Here is a 22,917-nt window from a genome sequence, read left to right as displayed (position 1 = left end):
TACTGACGCCCCCTGCCCACACCGTTTGTCAGCGGTTAGAGAGATGCTCAGGTTTCGATAATCTTACTGGGAAACCGATAAAAGTAGCGATGACCACATTGATGGCAAGGCTCAAGGCGCGCCACATGGGGCAGCATTACCTGGGCATCACAATGGACACAGGCCATCAAGCCAGGTGCTGCCATTTCACCTTCGCAGTAATCTGCCCGAGCCGCCTCAAGATCGTCATCAAAGCGCTCACGCTCTACAATGCTTCGATCTGCGATGGAAAGTAGTGACTCCGCAACGCGACGTGAAAGCCCACTGATATCGACACCCAACCAGGTAGCGACCTGCATCCCGGTATCTGCCAGGTAGTGGCGCATATCTTTTAAGTCGCGCTCAACCCAAGCACGCAGCAGGGCCAGCTCATCTTTCGTGTACTCTTCAAGCTCCGCTTCAAAAGCGACTGCGTCGTCTAAATCCTTTTGCAGGTTGTCCCAGGTTAAGTCATTTGCGCCATGCTGCATGCGCTCCAGCAAGCGCTCATAGCCTTCGCGCAAGCGGTGGTCATTGTGTTGTTCACTCATGATGCCTCTCCTTTTGTCGACGCAGGTGTTTCCTATCATCAGCTTGCCGTTCAAGGATACCCCTTCATAGGATACAATCGACACTACTTATCTGACAGTCGTCATCTACCATTCACTTTGCGCCCTATTGGGCGAATACGCCAAGGCATTAAAAAAACCGATGGACGCACACTATAGCCCTCGTGAAATTGAACGTGACGCCCAGCAGTACTGGGACAAACATCAGTGCTTCAAAGCAGTAGAAGACGCGAACCGCGAGAAGTTTTACTGCCTATCCATGTTCCCCTACCCCAGCGGCAAGCTGCATATGGGCCATGTGCGTAACTATACTATCGGTGACGTCGTTTCACGTTTCCAGCGCATGCAGGGTAAAAATGTGATGCAGCCCATGGGCTGGGACGCGTTTGGCATGCCTGCGGAAAACGCAGCGATCCAAAACCAGGTACCGCCTGCGGAATGGACGTATCAAAACATTGATTACATGCGCAACCAGTTGAAGGCGCTAGGCTTTGCCTACGACTGGAGCCGCGAATTCGCCACCTGCGATACCAGCTACTATCGCTGGGAGCAGTGGTTCTTTACCAAATTGGTCGAGAAAGGCCTGGTTTACAAGAAGATGTCCACAGTGAACTGGGACCCGGTTGACCAGACCGTACTTGCCAATGAGCAGGTCATTGACGGCCGCGGCTGGCGCTCAGGTGCGCTGGTTGAGCGTAAGGAAATTCCGCTGTGGTTCTTGAAGATCACCGACTACGCCGATGAGCTTTTGACCGACCTGGACAAAGTAGAATGGCCTGAGCAGGTCAAAACCATGCAGCGCAACTGGATTGGTAAATCGCGTGGTGTTGAGCTGACGTTTGATATCGAAGCGGCAGACGGTAGCGCGGCTGAACCACTAGCCGTTTACACCACTCGCCCGGATACGCTGTCAGGGGTTACCTACGTCGCGGTAGCCGCTGGCCACCCACTTGCCAAACAGGCGGCAGAACAAAACACAGAGCTGGCAGCCTTCTGTGAAGAGTGCGCCAAAGGCGGCACCTCAGAAGCTGAAATGGCCACTAAAGAGAAACTTGGCATGGCCACCGGTCATGTCGCCATTCACCCGCTTAGCGGCGCTAAAGTCCCGGTGTTTGTGGCCAACTTTGTACTTATGGAGTTCGGCACCGGCGCTGTCATGGCAGTACCTGCCCACGACCAGCGCGACTGGGAGTTCGCCACCAAGTACGGTGTCGATATTAAACCTGTTATTGCCGATGAAAACGGCAATACGCCCGACCTTTCCGAAGCCGCGTATATTGAGCATGGCGCGCTGATCAACTCCGGTGAGTTCGATGGCTTGGAGTTTGAGCAGGCCTTTGACGCGATTGCCGCAAAACTTGCCGAAATGGGCCGTGGCGAGGTTAAAACCAACTATCGCCTGCGCGATTGGGGGGTTGCCCGCCAGCGGTATTGGGGGGCGCCTATTCCGGTTAAATACGGCCCGGAAGGCCAGACCGTTCCGCTGACCGATGAAGAGCTCCCGGTATCACTGCCCATGGAAGTGACGGTTGACGCCTCCGGCTCACCGCTCAAGAAAATGCCTGAGTTTTCCGACCTGGGCGATGGCTGGGTACGTGAAACCGATACGTTTGACACCTTTATGGAATCCTCTTGGTACTTTGCGCGCTTCTGCTGCGCCGATAACCATGACGCCATGCTGGATGATCGCGCCAACTACTGGTTACCGGTTGATCTTTATATCGGCGGTATCGAGCACGCCATTTTGCACCTGCTATACGCACGTTTCTTCCATAAGCTGATGCGCGACTTTGGCCTGGTGGATTCTGATGAGCCCTTCCAGCAGTTGCTTACCCAAGGCATGGTCATCGCGGAAACCTACTATCGCCATACCGATAACGGCGGTAAACAGTGGTTCAACCCGGACGATGTCGACGTTCAGCGTGATGAGAAAGGCCGTCCGCTAAGCGCTATCCTGATAAGTGATGGCCAGCCGGTTGAGATGGGCGGCATCGAAAAAATGTCCAAGTCGAAAAATAACGGCGTTGATCCGCAGTCGATGATCGACAAGTTCGGTGCTGATACTGTCCGCTTGTTCATGATGTTTGCGGCCCCGCCCGAGCAGTCGCTGGAATGGTCTGACTCAGGTGTTGAAGGTGCGCACCGCTTCATCAAGCGCATTTGGCGCCAGGTGAGCGAGCATCTTGAAGCCGGCACACCGGGTGAGCTGAAGGTTGATGCGCTTAATGATGACCAAAAAGCACTGCGTCGGAAAACGCATGAAACCATCAAGAAAGCCAGCGACGATATTGGCCGCCGCACCACCTTTAATACCGCTATCGCGGCAGTCATGGAGCTTTCCAACGCGCTTGGCAAGTTTGATGACACCTCTGAGCTTGGTTTAGCGGTAAGCCGTGAAACGCTGGAAGCATGTATCTTGCTGCTTTCCCCAATCACTCCGCACGTGTGCCATCAGTTGTGGCAGAACCTGGGGCATGCAGAACCCGCTATTGAAGTGCAGTGGCCAGTGCTTGATGAAGCAGCGCTTACTCGCGATAGCATTGAACTTGTCGTGCAAGTAAACGGTAAGTTGCGTGCACGCCTGGAAGCACCGGCTAGTGCAGATAAAGCAGCCATCGAGAAACTGGCGATGGAAAACGAAAACGTCCAGCGCCACCTGGAAGACAAAACGGTCCGTAAAGTGATCGTCGTGCCAGGCAAGCTGGTAAACATTGTGGTAAGCGGATGAATCGACGCACATTTTTGACAACCAGCATCGCCGCTTCAGCGGCGGTGCTACTCAGCGGTTGTGGCTTTCATCTGCGCGGCCATAGCGCTATGCCCAGCCTGCCCGCACTGACGCTGGAAGGAGACATTAATAGCACCACGGCCCAGCAACTACGTGCACGCCTGACACAGTTAGGAACCGAGATTAGACCTGACGCGCCTTGGCGCGTCACGTTAGGCACCCCTTCCTTACTGGAGCGACGTATTGGTAGCGATAGTCGCGCCAGCCGTGAACACGAGCTGGTGCTGAGCACAACGCTCTCGGTACAGCAGCGTCAGACCAATGCCTATGCGCTTAACAGCAGTAACGTATCTGTCAGCAGAACCATCCGTGTTAACGATGATGATTTGCTCAATCGTGAAACCTTGTTCAACGAAGCAGAGCGATCGCTTGCCCGGGAGCTAGCACAACGTATTGTGGAGCGCTTGGTTAACATTAAGGGTGTTGAGTGAAGGTTTTTGCCGACCAATTGCCGGGTGCCTTAAGTAAAGCGCTGCCTAAGGTCGTCATCGTAGCGGGCGATGAGCCGCTCCAGCACCGCGATGCCTGTGATGCGGTACGTGCCGCCGCACGCCAGGCCGGTATTGAAGAGCGCGAAGTACTGGACGTAGATGCCAACTTTGCCTGGGGCCGCTTACTGGAGGCCGCCAGCAACCTTTCATTATTTGCAACCAGCAAGTTGATGGAAGTTCGCTTGGGCACCCATAAACTGGGCCAGGAAGGCAGCAAAGCACTAGCGCAGTACGCTGAAACCATCGCAAACAGCGACGACCTACTGCTACTCAGCATGGGTAAGCTGGATGGCAAACAGCAGAAAAGTGCCTGGTTTAAAGCCCTTGATAAGCACGGCCTGTTTGTCCCCGTATGGCCCGTAGATAATGCTCGCCTGGGCTACTGGCTACGTGATCGAGCATCAATGCATGGCTTGCAGATTGACCTTGAGGCTGCGCGCCTACTGGGTGAACGCACTGAGGGTAACCTGCTGGCCGCTGATCAGGAGCTTCAAAAACTCTCGCTGATTCATCCGCAAGGTACCCGCTTAAACGTTGAGAGCATCGCCCAGGGCGTAGAGGATAGCTCGCGCTTTGATGTGTTCAACCTGGCGGATGCCTGCTTAAAAGGTGAGGTTAGCCGTGCCTCACGCATAGTGCAGGGGCTGCGTAGTGAAGGGGTCGAAGCACCCATTGTGCTATGGGCATTAAGCCGTGAGTTGCGCACGCTACTCTCTTTGCATCAGCACCTGGATCAAGGCCAAAGTTTTGAGCACGCCTGCAAAACCCAAAAGCCAATGATTTTTGACAAGCGCCGCCCCGCTTATCAAAAGGCCATAAAGCGTCTTCCCATGAAGCGTTTGCACAAGCTGCTTTTGATGGCTCAACGGCTGGACTTAGCCGTTAAAGGGGCCGCTAACGTGCCCTTATGGCCAGGCCTTCATGACTTGGCGATGACCATGGCAGGCGGAAAAGGTATTCTTGCTGAAACAGCCTGGACCTATCGCATTAGTGCAAATAATTAGCATATTGGACAATAGACTTAAAGCCTGTCCTCTTTATTCCTATACTAGTGATTAGAGCAGCACAATGCTCGACACCCCTGACCAGTCTCTAAGGAAGAAGACGATGAAAACATTGCGCGCTTACCTCTCTACCCTCTTGATCGCGGCGCTAGTGATCACCAGCCTGCCCGTCGCTGCTGCGCCTGCCGCCCCCCAATCCATGGATTTAGTTTCAACTCAGTCTGTTTTAGCAGGTGATCGTGTCGGCGCTGACCGTGAGCGGATAAACGAAATTCTGGCCCGTGCCGATGTACAGGACCAACTGCTAAAGCAGGGTGTGGATCTTGATGAGGTAGACGCCCGCGTTGCCGCTCTGAGCGATGCCGAAGCACAGCAAATGGCTCAGCAGCTTGATCAGTTGCCTGCCGGTGCAGGCGGCGGTGTTATCGGTGCCCTGTTTGCCGTTTTCATCATTTTGCTGATTACTGATATTCTCGGTTTAACCGACGTTTATCCGTTTACCCGCTAAGCCAGTCACTATGAAAACATTGTTACCCTACGCCCGCTTTGCGGGCGTTTTTATGCTCGCCCTACTGCTTTCTGCCTGTGCCCGCAGCCCCATTTTACTCGACAGCACCTACGAAGCCTTGACCCCTCAGGTAGAAAATCGTGCCGTGCCGTTTTTTGCCCAAAGCGAGTACCAGTGTGGCCCGGCAACGCTTGCCATGGTGTTGAACTACCAAGGCGTTGAGGTGGGCGTTGACCAGCTGATTCCGCAAGTATTCTTGCCAGGGCGTGACGGTAGCGTTCAACCTGAAATGCTGTCCACCGTTCGCCGCCACCAACAGCTTGCCTACCCCATTCGCGGTACCATGGATGCACTGTTAAATCATTTGGCTAACGGCGACCCAGTCGTGGTGATGCAGAACCTGTCACTGCCTATTTATCCCATGTGGCACTACGCGGTGGCTATCGGATTTGATTTGCCTGATGAAACGCTCATCCTGCGCAGTGGTGAACGTGAGCGACATACGTTGTCGTTTAGCCGCTTTGATGCGACCTGGGCGCGCAGTGGTCGCTGGGGATTTATTGTGGCCAACCCCGGCACTCTGCCGGAAGACATTAGTGCCCGCAATGCACTGGAGGCTATTAGCGCTTACGAAGAAGCTCACGGCCCCAAAGAAGCTCTAAGCAGTTGGCAAGCCCTGGTTAACCGCTACCCAACTGACCCACTGGCGCAGTTTGCGCTGGGCAACGCGCTGTATGCCGACAGCCGGCCCAAGGAAGCGATGACAGCCTTTGATGCAGCGACCCAGCACGATGCACACATGGGGGCCGCTTGGCTCAACCTGGGGATTTTGCTGCTGCAACAGGATAAGCCCGACGAAGCACGCAACGCCTTGATGCAGGCAGCATCAATAGACGGCAGTTGGCAGGCACGCGCGCAGCAGTTACTGGGCGAATATTAAGTATACAAAAAGGGCCACGCAATTTTCTGGTGGCCCCTTTTACACAGCGATGTATGACACTACACCTGCGCTTTACGCTACCCAAAGCGCGTTAAAACACTCTGTTCAAACCATTTTGTGCTGCCACTCGGTACGCTTCTGCCATCGTTGGATAGTTAAAGGTTGTGTTCACAAAGTACTTAAGCGTATTGGCTTCGCCCGGCTGCTGCATAATGGCCTGGCCGATATGTAGAATCTCGGAGGCCTGGTCACCAAAACAGTGGATCCCCAGGATTTCCAACGTATCCTGATGGAAGAGAATCTTCAGCATGCCCACGACATCGCCGGTTATTTGTGCACGCGCGGTATCTTTAAAGAACGCTTTTCCGACTTCATAGGGCACTTTGGCTTCAGTCAACTCGCGCTCGTTAGGACCAAACGAACTAATTTCAGGAATAGTGTAAATGCCGGTGGGTACATCGTTGACGAAGCGATACTCTTTATCGAGCAACTCATTGCAAAGGTTTAGCCCTTGGTCATACGCGGCACTGGCAAGGCTCGGCCAACCGATCACGTCACCGGCGGCATAAATATGCGGAATTGTCGTACGGTAGTGTTCATCAACGCTGAGTTGGCCACGCCCATTGGCTTCTAATCCAATATTCTCAAGTCCCAGGCTATCGGTATTGCCCGTGCGACCATTGGCCCATAAGAACGCATCTGCGCGGATCTTTTTGCCCGACTTAAGATGCACGACAACGCCAGACTCATCGCCTTCTACACTCGCGTATTCCTCGTTATGACGAATCAATACACCATGTTTACGCAGGTGGTAAGAGAGCGCATCACTGATTTCATCATCAAGAAATGAAAGCAAGCTGTCACGGTTGTTGATGAGATCTACCTTAAGGCCTAATCCTGAGAAAATTGACGCATACTCACAGCCGATAACGCCTGCGCCAAAAATCACTAACGTACGCGGCGTATGAGAAAGGCTTAGAATGGTGTCAGAGCAGTAGATTCGTGGGTGGCGGAAGTTAATGTCCGCGGGCCGATAGGGCCGTGATCCGGTGGCAATCACAATTTTTTTGGCGACCAGCTCTTCCATTCCTTCATGCTGGTCGCGCACAACCACGGTATGCGCATCTTTAAAGCGCGCAATACCATGAAACAAGTCGATTCGGTTACGAGCATAAAAGGTAGTACGCATTTCTACCTGTTTATCAATCGTGCCGCGCGAACGCTCCATCACTTTAGGGAAAGAAAACCAGCGCGGCTCACCAATATCGCGAAACATTCGGTTGGTGTTAAACGCCATGATTTGCTTAACCTGGTGGCGCAACGCTTTGGAGGGAATAGTGCCCCAATGGGTACAGTTACCGCCTACCTGTGCCTGCTTTTCGATAATCGCTACACGCTTACCGTGCTTGGCGGCGTTAATAGCCGCGCTTTCACCTGCAGGGCCTGTACCAATAACCACGACATCGTAATTGTGAACCGCCATACTTTCTGCGTCTCCTCGTTCCCCAATAATAAGGCGCAGCTGATCACTCGGCTGCGCCCTGCACTATTTCTCTTACCGATACTGTTACGGATTGTGCTAGCGCCGTGTAGCGTCGTAGCCCAAGTCCGCTCCGCGGCTTTCATCACTGCGGCGACGCACATTTCCTCGCTTGCGGTTCTCCTCTTCACATACGTCATCTTTACCGCCACAAATATCGCAGCCGTCTTTCATACCAATCTGATTTAAACCGCCACATGAACCTGCTATAGGCTTACGACCCATCAAAACGCCAACCGCCATCGCGCACATTATCAACGCCATAAAGCCAAATACCAGTAGCCAAATCGCCATGTTAATCTCCCTGCATTGCTATGGATGCACCACCTACCGACAACAGCTTAGGCAATTAGTGCCTTCCAGATACTTGCTATACCTTAATTGTACCTTAGCTGACACGTACTTATTAGCTGCCACGTACTTATAACTGCCAAGCACTTATTAAATGCTCAGCACCTATTAGCGAAGGTAGCGTAGGCTTGGGTCTATTCAAAACAAATGGGGCCAACCTTACGGCCAGCCCCAAATGTGCCCGAAGGCTACTTTCGATTACGTGAGCACTTACCCGCCGAAGTCATCCAGCATGATATTTTCAGGCTCAACCCCGAGATCAAGCAGCAGCTTAATCACGGAAGCATTCATCATGGGCGGCCCACACATGTAGTATTCACAATCTTCAGGCGCCGGATGGTCCTTCAGATAGTTTTCATACAGTACATTATGGATAAAGCCCGTCGGCCCTTCCCAATTATCTTCAGGCTGCGGATCAGAAAGCGCCAGATGCCATTCAAAATTCGGGAACTCTTCTGCCAACTGATCGTACTCTTCGTTGTAGAAGGTTTCACGCCAAGAGCGTGCACCGTACCAGAAAGACATTTTACGCTTAGACTTAAGACGCTTAAGCTGATCGAAGATATGGCTACGCATCGGCGCCATACCCGCACCACCACCGATAAAGATCATTTCGGCGTCGGTATCCTTGGCGAAGAACTCACCAAACGGACCCATTACGGTCACCTTGTCACCAGGTTTCAAGTTGAAGACGTAGGTAGACATTAGGCCCGGCGGATGACTGCTGCCTGGGGGCGGTGTAGCAATACGAATGTTGAACTTGAGGATACCCTTCTCTTCCGGGTAGTTCGCCATAGAGTAGGCGCGAATCACTTCCTCATTGTTCTTGTGGGCAACCTTGAAAATTCCAAACTTGTCCCAATCGCCGCGATACTCTTCCTCGATATCAAAATCGGAGAATTTAATATCGTAAGGCGGTGCAACCAGCTGAACATAACCACCCGCGCGGAAGGCAACTTCTTCGCCTTCAGGCAGTTTTAGGTTCAGCTCCTTGATGAAGGTCGCGACGTTAGGGTTAGCGATAACTTCGGTTTCCCACTTTTTAACGCCGAACACTTCCTCAGGTACTTCGATCTTCATGTCTTGCTTAACGGGCACCTGGCAAGAGAGCCGCCAGCCCTCTTTCTTTTCACGCATGGTGAAATGCGACTCTTCAGTCGGCAGAATGGAACCACCACCCTCTTCCACACGGCATTTACATTGGGCGCATGAACCACCGCCGCCACATGCCGAGGAGAGGAAAATACCATTTGCCGCCAAGGTGTTTAAAAGCTTACCACCGGCCTGAGTCGTCAAGGTGTGCTCAGGGTCGTGATTAACTTCAATCGTCACGTCCCCGCTACTCACAAGCTTGCTGCGCGCTGCCAGAATGATCGCCGTTAAGCTAATAACGATGATCGTGAACATGACAACACCGAGCAAGATGACAGATGTATCAACCATGTCGGTTTCCTATTGCTGAGGTTTCCTGTAACCCGGCAGCGCAGAACGCCGCCGGGAAAAACCGGCTCCGTTTAGAGCTGAATGCCCGAGAAGGACATAAAGCCCAACGACATCAGACCTACGGTGATGAAAGTAATACCCAGCCCTTGCAAGCCACCAGGCACATCGCTGTATTTCAGCCTTTCACGGATACCTGCCAAGGCCGTAATAGCCAACGCCCAACCAACACCGGATCCAAAACCATAAACGAGGGATTCACCGAAGTTGTAGTTACGCTCAACCATGAACAGCACGCCACCCAGGATGGCACAGTTGACGGTAATAAGCGGCAGGAATACGCCAAGCGCGTTGTACAGTGCAGGCACGTACTTATCCAAGAACATTTCAAGAATTTGCACTAGTGCTGCAATGACGCCGATATAGCTCAATAACCCAAGGAATGAGAGGTCAATATTCTCAGCACCGCTAATACCGGTCCAGGAAAGTGCACCTTGCGCAAGTAGAAGGTTGAATACCAGGTTATTAACAGGCACTGAAATAGTCAGGACGACAATAACCGCGATGCCCAGGCCAAACGCGGAGGAAACCTTCTTGGAGACCGCGAGAAAAGTACACATCCCCAGAAAGAATGCCAAGGCCAGGTTTTCAACAAAAACCGAAGCGACGAAAAGGCTTAAATAGTGTTCCATTTTACACAGCCTCCTGTGGCTTGGAGTTTTCCTTCATCTTGAACTCCGTCTCTTCTACCTGCCCTGGATCGATTGAGCGCATAACCCAAATCATCAGGCCGATAATAAAGAAGGCGGACGGAGGCAACAGCAGCAGACCGTTAGGCACATACCAGCCACCATCTTGAACGGTAGGCAGGATAGTAAAACCGAACACACTACCTGCACCCAATAGTTCACGGAAGAAGCCAACCACCAGCAACACGAACCCATAGCCCAAGCCATTCCCGATACCGTCCAGGAAAGACATGCCGGGGGTGTTGGACATGGCAAAGCCTTCCGCACGACCCATTACAATGCAGTTGGTAATGATCAGACCCACAAATACCGACAGCTGCTTGGACATTTCATAAGCATAGGCTTTGAGGATCTGGTCAACCACGATTACCAATGAAGCAATAATCGTCATCTGCACAATAATACGGATCGAAGAAGGAATATGATTCCGAATCAGTGATACGAAAAAGCTTGAGAGCGATGTGACGAAAATAACAGCTAACGCCATTACCAACGACACGCTCATGCTGGTCGTTACTGCCAGCGCAGAACAGATCCCCAATATCTGAAGTGCAATGGGGTTGTTCTGAAAAATAGGCGCTATTAAAACGCTTTTTGCATTTACGTCCGCCATGATTAAGCCCCCTCACCGTCTTCGAAGTCGGTATCGGTGTTATCGGCGTCTTCCAGCTCAGTACCACTGCGGAATTTCGCAAGGTATGGACCGAAACCTTCTTCGCTCAACCAAAACTGCAGCATGTTGGTCACACCATTACTGGTGAGCGTTGCACCGGATAACGCGTCTACTTCATTTTCACCACTAGCGCTTTTGCTCAGGCGGATGGCCGGTGAGAGGTCGCCCTCTTCATCGTAAATCTCTTTACCTTCCCACTGAGCCTGCCAACGTGGGTTGTTCACTTCACCGCCCAAGCCCGGCGTTTCACTGTGGTCATAGTAGGTAATACTGATAATAGTATTACCGTCACCTTCGATCGACAAAAAGCCCATCATCCGGCCCCACAGGCCTTGTCCACGAATCGGCAAAACGATTTGGTCTGGGTCGCCTGCATCACCGACTAGATAAACCGTCGCGTAATTTTCAACCCGAGAAAGCCCCGCAATGTCACGGTCTCCGGACAACGTGCGGCCGGTTGCCGGGTCACGCGCTGCTTCAAACCCATCAAAGGTTTCAGGGTCAAACTCATCGGTATACTCACCGGTTTCAAGCTCAACCACACGTGATGTGATTTGGGTCCGGAACGCTTCCTCGACATCCGTACCCGGCTCGTATAAACGCGCCACGTTAAGGATATTGGTTTTACGGTCTAATTCCTGGTTGAGCTGTTGAGCAGGGCGTAGCGCCACGGCGGCCGTCGAAACAATCACCGAACACACGATACACAATGAAAACGCTACAATCAGGACCTTCTTGATTGAGTTATTACCTTGTGCCATTAGGCAGTCTCCTCGGCCGGAACGCCAGTACGCTTGATACGGCGTTTTATATTGGCCTGGACGAAGAAGTGGTCAATCAATGGTGCAAACAGGTTAGCAAAGAGAATTGCCAACATGATGCCTTCGGGGAAGGCGGGGTTAACCACGCGAATCAGTACCGTCAGTACACCAATTAGCACACCAAATATCAAACGGCCCTGGGTCGTCATGGAAGCAGAGACGGGGTCAGTAGCCATAAAGACCATACCGAATGCAAACCCACCTATCACGAAGTGCCAATACCACGGCATGGCAAACATGGGGTTGGTATCGGAACCAATCAGATTAAACAACGTACTGGTGGCTACCATCCCAAGGAACACGCCAAGCATTATTCGCCACGAGGCAATACGCGTGTACAGCAGCACCAATGCCCCGACAAGGATCGCAAGCGTCGACACCTCGCCTACTGAGCCTGGAATAAAGCCAATAAAGGCATCCCACCAGCTAAACGCATTAGTGACTGCACCCATGCCGTCCTGGAACGCCATCGAAAGTACCGTTGCACCCGTATAACCATCAGCGGGCACCCAAATGGCGTCGCCGGAAATTTGCGCAGGATAGGCGAAGTAGAGGAAGGCACGACCAGTAAGCGCCGGGTTCAGGAAGTTTTTGCCAGTACCGCCAAAAATTTCCTTACCGATCACGACACCAAAGGTGATACCCAGCGCTACCTGCCAAAGCGGAATAGTTGCCGGAAGAATCAGCGCAAAGAGCACCGAAGTAACGAAGAAACCTTCATTAACTTCATGGCCACGCTTGATGGCAAACAGTACTTCCCAGAAACCACCAATGGCAAAAGTGACCAGGTAGATAGGCAGGAAGTACGTGGCGCCAAGAACAAAGTTGGACCACAAGTTACCCGCATCATGCCCGCCAGCCAAGGTCATCAGGATCGCTTCACGCCAGCCACCCATGGAGGCATAGCCTGCATCAATAGCCACGTTGGCTTGCCAACCCGCGTTCCACATACCAAAGAACATTGCCGGGAAAGTACACAGCCAAACGGTGATCATAATGCGCTTCAGGTCGATACCATCGCGCACGAACGACGTTGTTTTGGCAACGCTTGGGGGGGAGTAGAAAATCGTATCTACGGCTTCATAAAGCGGGTAGAACTTTTCGTACTTACCGCCTTTATGGAAATGCGGCTCGAGATTATCGAGTGTTTGTCGAATACCCATTATCAGGCCTCTTTCTCGATCATGGCGAGGTTGTCACGCAGGATAGGGCCATACTCATATTTGCCGGGGCAAACGTATGTGCACAGCGCCAGATCCTCTTCGTCTAGCTCCAGACACCCAAGTTGCATGGCAACTTCAATGTCGCCCACGATCAGCGAGCGCAGCAGCTGAGTCGGCATGATATCCAGCGGCATTACCGTCTCGTAAGTACCAATCGGCACCATGGCACGTTCAGAGCCATTGGTCGACGTGGTAGGCGCGTAGTTACGCAGGCCTTTAATACGCGAGAGGTAAATACCCAGAATCGAGTGACGATCGGCCCCAAGAGAAAGCCAGCCTAACAAGGCACGCTTGTTGCCCTCTTCAAGCAAGCTAATCTGATTGCTGAAACGCCCCAGGTAGGTCAGGTGCCCTTCCGCCGAGAAACCCGAAAAAACCGAACCGGAAATTACTCGGGTGTCATCGGGTTTGATGACTTCATCTGCCAAAAACTCTTGGGTACTTGCTCCCAAGCGGGTCCGCAGAAGACGAGGTTTTTCAGCGCGTGGGCCGCCAACAGCGACAACACGAGCTGTATGCAGTTTGCCTTCGGCAAAGAGCTTACCAAACGCGATCACATCCTGATAACCGATATGCCAGACTTGTTTGTGCAGCGCGACTGGCGAAAGATAATGGATATGCGTACCCACCAGACCCGCAGGATGCGGACCGGCAAAACTTTCGGTTTTCACACCGTCAATATCCCCGCCAGGGATATTGGCATCAGCCCCCGTGCACAGAAAAACGTTGCCCTCGGTCAGGCGTGTTAGCACCTTGAGGCCGTCTTCAAATGCCTGGTTTTCTTCATTGATGACAATTGCTGGATCAGCGCTTAACGGGTGGGTATCCACGGCCGTTACAAAGATATCAGCAGGAATGCTATCAATAGCTGGCGTGCGAGAGAAAGGACGTGTGCGTAACGCTGTCCAAAGTCCCGACTCAACGAGCTGGTCAACGACCAACTGTCGGTCAAGCTGCGCTAAAGAAGCGCGATCATGAGAAGCAAATGCCATCGCTTCTTCATTCTCGTCAACTTTAATAACGACAGATAGCAGGCGACGCTTTTCGCCACGGTTAATGGATACTACTTCACCGCTTGCAGGTGCCGTAAAACGGACACCCTCAATTTTTTTATCGGTAAAGAGCAGCTGGCCCAGTTTGACCTTATCCCCTTCCTGAACTTCCATGGTTGGCTTCATGCCAACGTAGTCAGTGCCCAGGATTGCCACGTAACGCACAGGCTGCGCATCTTCAATACGCTGCTCGGGCGCTCCCGTGATGGGGAGATCCAGGCCTTTTTTGACTTCGATCATAGTCTCGCCCAGTTGATGGATCGGATATACGAAGGTAAGGGGTTCGAATGCTTATTTTCTGTTCAGTGAATTGTTGTTTTCTGTCAGATCGTTACCAGTCAGGCCCAAGCACGCTTGAACCACCCCGAAAAATCTACAACATTATAAAGATAAGCGCGGACAATGACCACATCCCTGATGCCCACATAAAGTGTTACATGCCATCCATGACACTTGATTTTACAATTAAAAACGCCACCCGAAGGTGGCGTTAAGCAATCCAGACGCGATGGAAAAAGCTATTCCGCAGCTAATTCACCGGCATAGAGGCACTATGCGTGGCGTGGCAGTTTTAAAAACTGTACGTTCGACATTTGCTGCAGGATACGAATAACCTGGCAGCTGTAGCCAAACTCATTGTCGTACCATACGTACACAACCACGTGATTACCGTTAGCAATCGTTGCTTTTGCGTCCACGATGCCAGCATGGCGGTTGCCAACGAAGTCCGATGAAACCACTTCAGCAGAGTCCACGTAATCAATCTGCTTCTGATAAGACGAATCAATGGACATACGGCGCAAATAGTCATTCAGCGCGGCAGCATCGGTTGGCTTATCTAATGTCAGATTCAAAATGGCCATCGAAACGTTCGGCGTCGGCACGCGAATCGCATTGCCCGTTAGCTTGCCTTCCAATTCAGGTAGCGCTTTTGCTGCGGCTTTGGCCGCACCCGTTTCGGTTAACACCATGTTAAGCGCCGCACTGCGGCCACGACGATCACCCTTATGATAGTTATCAATCAGGTTCTGGTCGTTGGTGTAAGCATGAACAGTTTCCACATGACCGGTGGTGACCCCGTACTGATCATTGAGCACCTTTAGAACGGGCACAATGGCATTGGTGGTACAGGAAGCCGCCGATACAATACGGTCATTCTCACCAATGGTCGCGTGGTTAACACCGTAAACGATATTTTTAATATCGCCCTTACCTGGCGCCGTTAGTAGCGCCTTGGCCACGCCTTTACACTCCAGGTGCTGACCCAAGCCAGCCTCATCGCGCCAAATACCGGTATTATCAACAATGACCGCGTTTTTGATGCCATAAGTGGTGTAATCGATTTCGCTGGGTGAGTCAGCGTAAATAACCTGAACCACATTGCCATTTACAGTAAGCGTACGCGCTTCGGCATCAACAGAAATAGTGCCTTCAAACGGGCCATGCACCGAGTCACGACGCAGTAAGCTGGCACGCTTTTCAAGGTCTTTACCCACATCGCCACGCCCACGCACCACAATCGCGCGCAAACGCAACAGGTTTCCGCCACCGGCTTTTTCAACCAGCACGCGCGCCAGCAGACGACCAATGCGCCCAAAACCGTAAAGTACAACGTCCTGCGGCTCGCCTTTACTGGCTCCCGGCTGATAACCGCCAATGATATCCTGCAGTTCGTTATGCAAGAATGCGCTTAAATCACCACCGCCCTGCTTTTTAAACATGACCGCCAGCTTACCCACATCAACATGAGCAGGCCTCAGATTAAGCGCGCTCATCGCTTCAACGATGGGGAAGGTGTCCTCAACCGACAGTTCTGTTCCTTCAATTTTGCGCACAAACCGATGATCTTTCAGGATACGAATAACGGACTGGTTGATCAGCGAGCGCCCATACATGGTAGCCACAACATTGTTATGCCGATAAAGGCGCCCAACAAGCGGGATCATCTGTTCGGCCAGAGCCTGGTTGTTCTGCCATTCCTCAAAAACGTTTTCGAGAGCTTGCTGACTCACATGCGGCCTCATTGGGTAATGATAAGGTAGTGATAAAAGGTTTCAGGCGCATTATCCCGGCCTTATTAGCTACTCGCAATGGAAGGATGGTCGCACACGTTGTAGGGGTATTACAGGAATAGAGGTTTGACTACAAACACAAAATAGGCTCTCACACTAACAGTAATGTTTTGGCCCTCTAACTGAAAGAGGCGATCGTGTATGATCCAGTATCCGTTTCAGCGCAAAATGATACCTGACTATGCCTTCATTCTCTCTGCTCGAACCGCCTCAGCCACACGGGGCTCGCGACACGCTTTTCTGGACAGCGCCCCCGGGTAGTGCGTCTGCACTGGCGTTAACCCAGGTAGCTTCTAGCGCCCCGCTGCTGGTAATTACACCCAACACGGCCAGCGCTCAACGTCTGGAACAAGACCTGGCGTTCTACAGCGATGTCCCAGTACTGCCATTCCCTGATTGGGAAACCCTCCCCTACGACAGTTTTTCTCCGCATCAGGATATCGTCTCGGCCCGCTTGCGCACGTTACGCCAGCTACAAGACGGTGTTCGCGGCATTGTATTGGTGCCTATTAATACATTAATGCAGCGCCTTCCCCCGGTCTCGTATATCGCGGGGCGTGTAATGACGCTGAACGCGGGCGCCAAGCTTAACCGGGATACCTTTAGGGAGTCGCTTACCCGGGCAGGGTATCGCGCCGTTGAAACCGTGTACGAGCCTGGCGAATACGCCATACGCGGCGCACTAATTGATCTTTTTGCGATGGGGATGGATGAGCCGATTCGTATCGACTTATTTGATGATGAGATCGACACACTTCGTCATTTTGACCCTGGCAGTCAACGCTCAACGGGCAAGATAGACACGCTGGAACTACTTCCTGCCCATGAGTACTCGCTTAGCCGCAGCGCAATCGCCTGCTTTCGCGAGCAGTTTGAAACCCTGTTCGATGTCGACCCTCGTCAGTGCCCGCTCTATAACGACGCTCTTAAAGCCATACCTTCGCCTGGGCTCGAGCACTATTTGCCGCTATTTTTTGACGAAACGGCGTCTTTGTTTGATCACGTAACCGATGATACGCGGGTGGCGCTGCTACCCGGCGTTTTCCAAGCCGCCGAACAGCACTGGCAATCCATTGAAGCGCGCTACATCAATTTGGGCGTTGACCCTACCCGCCCACTACTGCCGCCTCGCCGGGCATTTTTCCCGGTTAGCGATGTATTTTCGGCGATCAAATCACGCCCTCGTATTGAACTCACTGAAGACGAAGCGCATCGTCATGCCTTAATGCCAGAAGCAAAAGCGCTCCCGCCGCTGGCCATTAATGCACGAGCCAAACAGCCACTGAGTGAATTGGAAGGTTTTTTAAATAACGAACCTGATACACGGGTCCTGTTTGTCGCTGAATCACGCGGGCGGCGCGAAGCATTAGAGGAAGTGCTTGCACCGCTCACCCTGTCACTGCCTTATGTTGATAGCTTTCAGTCATTTCTTAAAAGCCAACACCCCTTCGCGATCACGGAAAGCCTGGTAGATAGCGGCTTATGGCTTACTGACCCTAGCCTTGCCATTATTAGCGAAACGGAACTGTTTGGCGAAGTCGTTCGCCAAAGCCGACGGCGTGAAAAAGTCACTGATGACAATGAATTAGCGGTTCGCCACCTTTCAGAACTTCGCGAAGGGGCACCCGTTGTTCATCAGGCGCATGGGGTAGGACGTTACCTGGGGCTAGAAACCCTCGCGGCCGGCGGTCAGGCCAACGAATTTTTAGCCCTCTCTTACGCCGATGGCGCCAAGCTTTATGTACCCGTTGACAGCCTTCACCTTATTTCACGCTACAGCGGCGCTGATGATGAGCTGGCACCGCTGCATAAGCTGGGTTCTGATCAATGGGAAAAGGCGCGCCGTAAAGCGGCCGAAAAGATTCGCGATACTGCCGCTGAATTGCTGGATGTTTACGCAAGACGAGAAGCCCAGCAAGGGGTTGTCTATGAAGCGCCAAGCGATGAGTACGTGCGCTTTTCCGCTAGCTTTCCGTTTGAAGAAACGCCTGATCAACAAGCGGCCATTGAAGCCGTCATTGAGGACATGGTTTCTCCGCAGCCCATGGACCGCGTGGTATGTGGTGATGTTGGGTTTGGCAAAACCGAAGTGGCCATGCGTGCCGCGTTTCTGGCCGTGCAGTCAGGTCGCCAGGTCGTCGTTCTCGTGCCGACCACGCTGCTCGCCCGCCAGCACTTTGAAAACTTCCGTGACCGCTTTGCCGATACGGCCGTCAATATCCGTTTGATCTCGCGCTTTACGGCGGGCAAAGAGATGACCCAGACGCTCGAAAGCATCAAAAACGGTCAAACCGATATCGTGATTGGCACCCATAAGCTGCTCTCCAAAAGTGTTGAGCTACCTCAAATGGGTCTACTAATTATCGATGAAGAGCACCGCTTTGGCGTTGCACAGAAAGAAAAGCTTAAAACCCTGCGTGCAGAGATTGATATTCTCACCCTCACCGCCACCCCTATCCCGCGTACACTTAATATGGCGATGAGCGGCATTCGGGATCTTTCTATTATTGCGACACCGCCCGCTCGCCGCTTGTCAGTTAAAACATTTGTACAGCAGCGTGATAACAGCATTATTAAAGAAGCCCTGCTACGGGAAATACTTCGCGGTGGTCAGGTCTACTTCCTTCACAACGAAGTAAAGACGATTGAAAACGCGGCTCAACAGATCCGCGAACTGGTGCCAGAAGCTCGCGTAGCCGTGGCGCATGGCCAGCTCCCTGAACGCAGCCTTGAACGCGTAATGTCGGACTTTTACCATCGCCGTTTTAATGTATTGGTATGCTCAACGATCATTGAAACCGGCATTGACGTACCCAGCGCCAATACCATTCTCATAGAACGAGCCGACAAGTTTGGCCTGGCGCAGCTGCACCAACTACGAGGACGCGTAGGCCGCAGCCACCACCAGGCCTATGCTTACCTGCTTACGCCTCCCCCCAAGGCCATCACGCGCGATGCGGTTAAACGCCTTGAGGCTATAAGCGCCTCTGATGACCTTGGCGCTGGGTTTACTCTGGCAAGCCACGACATGGAAATTCGTGGCGCAGGTGAGCTACTAGGAGATGAACAAAGCGGCCAAATGGAAACTATTGGCTATACTCTTTATATGGAAATGCTGGATCGAGCAGTGAAAGCAATCCGTGCTGGCAAAACACCTAATATTGAGGCGCCCTTCAATACTGGCGTAGAAATTAGCCTGAACCTGCCAGCACTGATTCCAGATGACTATATTCATGATGTACAGCAGCGGCTTGTTATGTATAAGCGCATTGCCAATACACAAAGCGATAGTGAGCTTAAAGAACTACAGGTCGAGCTCATTGACCGCTTCGGCCTCCTGCCACAGCCGTTGAAGAACCTGATACGTCAAACAAAGCTACGCCAACGCGCAGAGCAGCTGGGTATTAGCCGTATTGAAGCAGGCGAAAGCCGTGGCCGGGTGCTGTTTGATGGCACAACGAAGGTCGACCCACTCACCCTGGTTACGTTGATTCAAACATCGCCCAAGCACTATCGCCTGGATGGTTCAGACACCTTGCGGTTTGAATTTACCATGGAAAACAGCGATCAGCGTTTCGAGCAAGTTGAAGCACTTATAACGACCCTTAATCAAAAAGTAGCGGCGGCGTGAACCTTGGGGCAAACTGACGGCAAGCAACCATTGTTTGCCCGTTTACGCGTACTAGCAGTGCACTAACTTATTAGGAAAGATCATGAACATTCGTCACAAATTCAACCTTTGGGGTCCTACCAGCCTGGCAGTATTGTTGGCAGCCTCCCTTACTGGCCCTGCTTATGCGCAAACCGCATCTGAACAAGCAGAAAACGCGCCCGCGATCGCCGATGAATCCGTGGCAAGCGCTGAGCAGGTTGCCGACACGCGTGAACTCCCCCGCGGGCATTTTCGACTCCCTGACCAAGGCGACATTATCGGTGAGTCGTATACCATCACGGTTGACGACCCCGCTGAGACTCTCATTGATATCGCTCGTCGTCATAATATCGGCTACGAAGAAATTCGCATGGCCAACCCCGGCGTCAGCATGTGGGTGCCTGGCGAAGGAACGGAAATCGTTATTCCAGCCCAATATATTTTACCGCCTGCACCACGTGAAGGGGTTGTTGTTAACCTTTCCGAACTGCGTCTGTATTACTACCCTGCCGACAACCCGGGCATCGTTGAAACGTATCCGGTGAGCGTGGGCCGTGAAGAGTTTGCAACCCCCGTTGGCATTACACGCACGACCATTAAAGTAAAAGACCCGGCGTGGGCCCCTCCTGCCTCCATGCGTCGTGAAGCGGCCGCTCGCGGCGAGCCAGCGCCCTCCGTAGTGCCTGCTGGGCCGGACAATCCTTTGGGCGAACATGCCATCCTGCTTGCCATGCCGAGCTACTTGATTCATGGCACCAACCGCCCTGATGGCGTTGGCATGCGCGCCAGCCGCGGCTGCATTCGTATGTACCCTGAAGACATTAAGTCACTCTACGAGCGCCTGCCAAGCGGTACGCAAGTAAACCTGATGGATGCGCCTTTTAAAGCTGGCTGGGCAGCGGATGGCACGCTATTCGTGCAGTCCTACCCGCAGCTTGAAGAGAACGTGGGTGACTTTGAACCGCTCCTGGATGCCATTGATCGCGTTGATGCACTAACGGAGGACCAGGTAGCTGTCGACTATGCCAAAGTAAAAAGCGCCGTAGAATCACCTAACGGCCGTTTTGTAGCCCTTTATGGCCCTCAGGCACAGTCAACCGTAGAAGAGGAGCCTGCCAGCCGTAACAGCCTGCTTGAGGAGGTAGAACTTAGCCACCTACAAGCGACTGAAGAAGATGCTTAATCTAAAATAGACAAGCAATAAAAAACCCCGCCGAGGCGGGGTTTTTTTACATCTTCAGCAACCGCTGAGTCAAACATCAACCCAGTGGTCCAAGCAGAATTACTTCTGCATGGAGCGCTGGAACATGCGGTTCATTTCTTCACGGTTTTGCTCAGTCATCTGCAGTGCAGCATTCGCGTCACGCTGTGCCTGGTTTGCAGTGTTCAGAGCTTGTGAAGCCATGCTGCGTGCTTCTGCGGCATCAGCCTGTGCAGATTCAGCAGTCATGCGAACTTCTTCCAGAGCGCTGGTAGAAGCACAGCCAGCCAGGATTGCCAGAGAAGCGGCAGCGGCGGTCATTTTCAGAGTCGTTTTCAAAGTCATAATGTTCTCCTTGAGTCTTCCTTGGGTACAACGTTAAGGGTATGACAAACCTAGGCTAATTGCTTAGCTGCGCTTTGTCTACCTGCGGTGCAGGTTCTTTTCAGTGACTTGTGCATGAGCACGCTAGTCAAACGCTGTTTTATAATAGACCACAACGCTTGTCTATAGCCACTTGTAGAAAACCTCTTACTTCCTTCAACAACATAAGACTAGCCGATCACGACGCGAGTGCCAATATCAACAAGCTGCACAACTCGCTCAATTTGCTCATTTGTTACCGCCACGCACCCTTGAGTCCAGTGGTAACGGCTATGAACATCAGGGTCTGCACTGCCGATACCATGAACACCAATGGCTCCACCCAGCGCCGTATTTTGCGGGGGATGGCCATAACGGCGGTAATAGTCGAAATAGGCTTCATAATCGCTTTGCGAGTATATGCCATTTTCTAACGCCATCCGCGCATGGGCCGGCGTAGGATAATCGATACCGATAAAGATATGCCATCGACTTTCGTAATTAAAACGATTAATACGAAATTCGCCCAGTGGCGTAACGTTATCCCCCCTTACCCGCTGCGTTTTCGCACCTGAGCGACCCAGCGAAACCGGGCTAAAAAGCTCCACCAGCGTATCGCCACGATACACGCTAAGTGTAGATTCTTGATCATTTATCAATAACCATACTTCGTTGCTGTAGCGGGGCAAATGAGCCCGGGACAGCAACGTCTCAACCAGGTCTATCGGCTGTGAGTTTAGCGTAGCATTTGACGTAGCAGCGCTGGCAACTACTGGCCAGCCAAGCGCCAGCGCTAAAAAGCGGCGACGGTTTAAAGGCATAGGTTAGCTCTCAAAAACAGGTTAGCTCAGCACTGGCCAACTAAGCATTTCTTGAAGGTGTTATACCTTATATACACCGCGTCTGTCAGCGATTTTGAGAACAATTTAACCATGTGGACACGCCAAGCCCTGCCAATGAACCGCTAGTCAACGCAGCGCTAAATATCGTCAAACTTTTGCATGCTGCTGACCAGCTTACGAATTTCTGCTTCGTGCCCCTCTGCCAGCGCATTAAAAAACTCCGCTTCTGGCGGTATAGCGGCTCTGGAAGCGCGATGCTCATAGAGCGCTTGAAGCTTTCGATTGGACTCAACGGCCATGCGCGCTATTTCATCGACTGAATTCCATTCAGACTTTTCCGTAAGGCGCTCAAGCTCAGGCGGCTGAGGAAACTCACTTGACTCATCAAACCAGGTCTCCAATACGTCTCTATGATCAGAACCATCATGAAACAAGTCATCAAGCCCCTGCTGCATTCGAAGCTCTCGGCTGGCTAGATAAGTCAGCACCATGGTCAAACGCTCGTTATCTGTCTTATCGGCCGCCTCGCTGTACTGACGAGCCATACGCTTGTGAAAACCTTCAGCCCATACGACTAAGTCCTTGACCTGGTTGTAGCGCATCCGTGTCTCCTTTTCAGT

20 protein-coding genes are annotated in these 22,917 nt (G+C 52.3%); 7 read left to right on the top strand and 13 right to left on the bottom strand.

The features are described from left to right. Positions 1 to 47: 47 nt before the first annotated feature. Entirely contained in the window at positions 48 to 569 is a 522-nt protein-coding gene (locus tag FKN99_RS13615) for a zinc ribbon-containing protein (RefSeq protein WP_172118391.1), read from the bottom strand. Between the two features lie 160 nt (positions 570 to 729). On the opposite strand from FKN99_RS13615, the gene leuS reads away from it, so the two are divergent. From leuS to FKN99_RS13590, 5 genes are all read left to right on the top strand, one after another. Next, positions 730 to 3,315 (top strand): leucine--tRNA ligase, encoded by a 2,586-nt coding sequence (gene leuS / locus FKN99_RS13610; protein ID WP_172118390.1) that lies wholly within the window; start codon positions 730 to 732, stop codon positions 3,313 to 3,315. Then, a complete protein-coding gene (locus FKN99_RS13605; RefSeq protein ID WP_172118389.1) occupies positions 3,312 to 3,806 on the top strand; it encodes an LPS-assembly lipoprotein LptE in 495 nt (164 codons plus the stop codon). Before leuS ends, FKN99_RS13605 begins: the two co-directional genes overlap by 4 nt. Next, positions 3,803 to 4,870: a DNA polymerase III subunit delta gene (gene holA / locus FKN99_RS13600; RefSeq protein WP_172118388.1), complete on the top strand. Its 1,068-nt coding sequence runs from the start codon at positions 3,803 to 3,805 to the stop codon at positions 4,868 to 4,870. The genes FKN99_RS13605 and holA overlap by 4 nt, the downstream gene beginning before the upstream one ends. A 103-nt stretch (positions 4,871 to 4,973) precedes the next feature. Then, on the top strand, positions 4,974 to 5,378 hold the full coding sequence (locus FKN99_RS13595; protein ID WP_087107490.1) for a PA2779 family protein: 405 nt from the start codon (positions 4,974 to 4,976) through the stop codon (positions 5,376 to 5,378). A gap of 10 nt (positions 5,379 to 5,388) precedes the next feature. Further along, positions 5,389 to 6,318 carry a PA2778 family cysteine peptidase gene (locus FKN99_RS13590; protein ID WP_087107492.1) on the top strand — a complete coding sequence of 310 codons (930 nt, stop codon included), beginning with the start codon at positions 5,389 to 5,391 and terminating at the stop codon, positions 6,316 to 6,318. A 91-nt stretch (positions 6,319 to 6,409) separates the two neighbouring features. Here FKN99_RS13590 and sthA read toward each other — a convergent pair whose 3' ends face one another. From sthA to FKN99_RS13545, 9 genes are all read right to left on the bottom strand, one after another. Beyond that, the gene (gene sthA, locus FKN99_RS13585; protein ID WP_172118387.1) at positions 6,410 to 7,801 is read right to left on the bottom strand and encodes a Si-specific NAD(P)(+) transhydrogenase; all 1,392 of its coding nucleotides are present in this window, start codon (positions 7,799 to 7,801) and stop codon (positions 6,410 to 6,412) included. A gap of 96 nt (positions 7,802 to 7,897) precedes the next feature. Then, the gene (gene nqrM, locus FKN99_RS13580; RefSeq protein WP_087107496.1) at positions 7,898 to 8,152 is read right to left on the bottom strand and encodes a (Na+)-NQR maturation NqrM; all 255 of its coding nucleotides are present in this window, start codon (positions 8,150 to 8,152) and stop codon (positions 7,898 to 7,900) included. Between the two features lie 267 nt (positions 8,153 to 8,419). Continuing rightward, entirely contained in the window at positions 8,420 to 9,652 is a 1,233-nt protein-coding gene (nqrF, locus tag FKN99_RS13575) for an NADH:ubiquinone reductase (Na(+)-transporting) subunit F (RefSeq protein ID WP_172118386.1), read from the bottom strand. Between the two features lie 71 nt (positions 9,653 to 9,723). Then, positions 9,724 to 10,341, bottom strand: coding sequence for an NADH:ubiquinone reductase (Na(+)-transporting) subunit E (nqrE, locus tag FKN99_RS13570; RefSeq protein ID WP_087107500.1), 618 nt, complete (start codon positions 10,339 to 10,341; stop codon positions 9,724 to 9,726). Position 10,342: 1 nt separating this feature from the next. After that, on the bottom strand, positions 10,343 to 11,011 hold the full coding sequence (locus FKN99_RS13565; RefSeq protein ID WP_087107502.1) for an NADH:ubiquinone reductase (Na(+)-transporting) subunit D: 669 nt from the start codon (positions 11,009 to 11,011) through the stop codon (positions 10,343 to 10,345). 2 nt (positions 11,012 to 11,013) lie between these two features. Next, positions 11,014 to 11,832 carry a Na(+)-translocating NADH-quinone reductase subunit C gene (locus tag FKN99_RS13560; protein WP_087107504.1) on the bottom strand — a complete coding sequence of 273 codons (819 nt, stop codon included), beginning with the start codon at positions 11,830 to 11,832 and terminating at the stop codon, positions 11,014 to 11,016. Further along, complete coding sequence (locus tag FKN99_RS13555; RefSeq protein ID WP_172118385.1) at positions 11,832 to 13,055, bottom strand: NADH:ubiquinone reductase (Na(+)-transporting) subunit B; 1,224 nt, start codon at positions 13,053 to 13,055, stop codon at positions 11,832 to 11,834. Before FKN99_RS13555 ends, FKN99_RS13560 begins: the two co-directional genes overlap by 1 nt. Before the next feature lie 2 nt (positions 13,056 to 13,057). After that, complete coding sequence (locus FKN99_RS13550) at positions 13,058 to 14,407, bottom strand: Na(+)-translocating NADH-quinone reductase subunit A (RefSeq protein ID WP_172118384.1); 1,350 nt, start codon at positions 14,405 to 14,407, stop codon at positions 13,058 to 13,060. Positions 14,408 to 14,718: 311 nt separating this feature from the next. Further along, positions 14,719 to 16,179: a glyceraldehyde-3-phosphate dehydrogenase gene (locus FKN99_RS13545; RefSeq protein ID WP_172118383.1), complete on the bottom strand. Its 1,461-nt coding sequence runs from the start codon at positions 16,177 to 16,179 to the stop codon at positions 14,719 to 14,721. 241 nt (positions 16,180 to 16,420) lie between these two features. On the opposite strand from FKN99_RS13545, the gene mfd reads away from it, so the two are divergent. Then, positions 16,421 to 19,870: a transcription-repair coupling factor gene (mfd, locus tag FKN99_RS13540; protein WP_172118382.1), complete on the top strand. Its 3,450-nt coding sequence runs from the start codon at positions 16,421 to 16,423 to the stop codon at positions 19,868 to 19,870. Positions 19,871 to 19,952: 82 nt separating this feature from the next. Continuing rightward, complete coding sequence (locus FKN99_RS13535; RefSeq protein ID WP_172118381.1) at positions 19,953 to 21,074, top strand: L,D-transpeptidase family protein; 1,122 nt, start codon at positions 19,953 to 19,955, stop codon at positions 21,072 to 21,074. 99 nt (positions 21,075 to 21,173) lie between these two features. Here the strand turns inward: FKN99_RS13535 and FKN99_RS13530 are convergent, their stop codons facing one another. The 3 genes from FKN99_RS13530 to FKN99_RS13520 all read right to left on the bottom strand — a co-directional run bounded on the left by FKN99_RS13530 (position 21,174) and on the right by FKN99_RS13520 (position 22,899). Then, on the bottom strand, positions 21,174 to 21,437 hold the full coding sequence (locus FKN99_RS13530; protein ID WP_087107516.1) for an Lpp/OprI family alanine-zipper lipoprotein: 264 nt from the start codon (positions 21,435 to 21,437) through the stop codon (positions 21,174 to 21,176). A 209-nt stretch (positions 21,438 to 21,646) separates the two neighbouring features. Next, positions 21,647 to 22,276, bottom strand: a complete 630-nt coding sequence (locus FKN99_RS13525) for a L,D-transpeptidase family protein (RefSeq protein ID WP_172118380.1) — start codon at positions 22,274 to 22,276, stop codon at positions 21,647 to 21,649. A gap of 158 nt (positions 22,277 to 22,434) precedes the next feature. Beyond that, positions 22,435 to 22,899: a ferritin family protein gene (locus FKN99_RS13520; RefSeq protein ID WP_172118379.1), complete on the bottom strand. Its 465-nt coding sequence runs from the start codon at positions 22,897 to 22,899 to the stop codon at positions 22,435 to 22,437. Positions 22,900 to 22,917: the final 18 nt, after the last annotated feature.

The organism is Halomonas hibernica (assembly GCF_013183775.1).
GTDB lineage: Bacteria > Pseudomonadota > Gammaproteobacteria > Pseudomonadales > Halomonadaceae > Vreelandella > Vreelandella citrativorans.
This window is presented reverse-complemented; position numbering and strand designations above follow the sequence as displayed.